Source organism: Pseudonocardia nigra (genome assembly GCF_019396355.1).
In the GTDB taxonomy this organism is placed as follows: domain Bacteria; phylum Actinomycetota; class Actinomycetes; order Mycobacteriales; family Pseudonocardiaceae; genus Pseudonocardia; species Pseudonocardia nigra.
This window is the reverse complement of sequence record NZ_JAHKRK010000431.1, coordinates 1-1778: the sequence shown is the minus strand read 5'-3', so window position 1 is coordinate 1778 and position 1778 is coordinate 1. Positions and strand designations below refer to the sequence as shown.

General features: G+C 65.2%; 2 protein-coding genes. One reads left to right on the top strand and one right to left on the bottom strand.

Going from position 1 to position 1778, the window contains the following annotated elements; all coding sequences use genetic code 11:
- The first annotated feature begins 718 nt into the window (after positions 1-718).
- On the top strand, positions 719-1015 hold the full coding sequence (locus KME75_RS41285) for a class I SAM-dependent methyltransferase (protein WP_308283510.1): 297 nt from the start codon (positions 719-721) through the stop codon (positions 1013-1015).
- 151 nt (positions 1016-1166) lie between these two features.
- Here KME75_RS41285 and KME75_RS41280 read toward each other — a convergent pair whose 3' ends face one another.
- Complete coding sequence (locus tag KME75_RS41280; protein WP_219420423.1) at positions 1167-1547, bottom strand: hypothetical protein; 381 nt, start codon at positions 1545-1547, stop codon at positions 1167-1169.
- Between the last annotated feature and the right edge of the window lie 231 nt (positions 1548-1778).

Genomic DNA, 1778 nt, shown 5'->3' with positions numbered 1-1778 from the left:
CGCCTCGTTGGTCTCCATCAGCTGCGCGAGCCGCCCGGACATGTCACGGATCTGCCGGTCCTGCGCGGCCAACTGCCCGGACTGGCGCCGCACCACGACGATCAACTCGTCGCGCGACATCTCCTCCAGCTCGGACACCCCAAGATCACACCGCAGACCAGCCGATCACCCGTGATCGACACGCCACTGCCGCCAAGATCACACTGACCCCGACACGAGGTCACGCTCAAGATCGGGCTGAATGCTTACGCTGACCGGCCCAGTGCCCTGGGGCACTTCGGACTGACGCAACTGCCGTCGTAGGCATTTCCGGCGGCGCGGTCGACCTGCGACCACCTGAACCCCGCACCGCATCACGTTCCGGCGGTCATCCTTCCGGCGCGACGATGCGGAGCGGCGGCAAGCAGTGGATGCTGAGGTCAGGCGGCGAATGCCTCAACACCCACCGCTCGATCAAGCGATCTACGACCCATTTAGCTGCTGCATTTCACCGGGACGAGTCCGTTATCCCGAACGACACCGCCGCAGAACGAGGCGGCTATAGGCCCACGACAGAGCGCGCCAGGGAGCTCGTGCAGTCCAGCATGGTCCTCGGCCGACCGCCCGACGATGACCTGCGGCGTCGCCGCTCCTCCGACACCTGAAGAGGAGGCGGCAGCCCCCGGTTGCCAGCGCGCACACTCTTCCATTACGTGACAGTAGGGTTGCGGCGTAGACGATGGGAGGAGATCGGATGTCCACTACGTGCCGCTTCTGCAGGTCGAGCAGCGGAGACTTCGTCCTCGATCTGGGGCGGCAGCCGTCGTCAGAGCTGTTTCCCAAGGACGCCGACCCTGGATCCGATCCGACCTACCCACTGCGGATGTGGCTGTGCAACGACTGCCGCCTCGCGCAGCTAGGTGAGCTAGGACCGAAGAAGTCGGTAAGAACGAGTCAAGTTTGGCCATCGCGAGCCGAGACTCAGGGGCGTAATGTGCTCCATGCTCGCTCCACAGCGCAACGACAGCGCACCTGACCTGCATAAACGCACTTCGCGTCGTGGTCAACATATCTAGGCGTAGCGAGTGGTGGCGGTCGGCCGCAGTGACCGCGGGTCCCTGCGTGAGCCTGCTCGGAAACCGGAAACCGACCACCGCATGGCTCGTCGGGCTGGGGCGCAGCCCCGGTTAGGAGATGACGCGGACGTTCCCGAGGAGCCGATCGGCGACGAACCCGCCGCGTTGCTCCGCCAGCGGCGCGACGCCGTAGCCACCCTCGCCAGGGACGGCATGCTCCCGAGCGGTGGGACCATCGCAGAGTTCCCCAGCCCGCACGGCGGGACGTGGCTCGACCTGCTCGCCGAGAAGGGACTCCGTCCCGTGGGTCCCGGCGAACCCGCTGATGTCGTCGTCGACGGCTGCTTCGGCATCATGCACGAGCCCGACCAGTTGCGGGCATTCGGCGAGAGGGTTCGCCACCTGAGGCCGGACGGGGTTCTCGTCCTGCAGTTCCACTCCCTCGCCGCCATCCTGAACGGCTCGCAGTGGAATGCCCTCCGGCTCGGCCACTACGCGTACTACTCCTTGCCAGTCATGATCGACGTCCTGGCCCGACTCGGGCTCAGGACACTGACTGCTCGTCGATTCCCCCTCTATGGCGGCACCGTGCTCATGGAGGGTTATTCAGCGAAGCGTTTCGTTACGGTTCTGAGATCAACTTGCGCGTGTCGACAAACGAGTGACGGTCCGATTCACGCGAGAATGGGTTTGCCAACACAAGCCCACGTGAACGGACCGTCG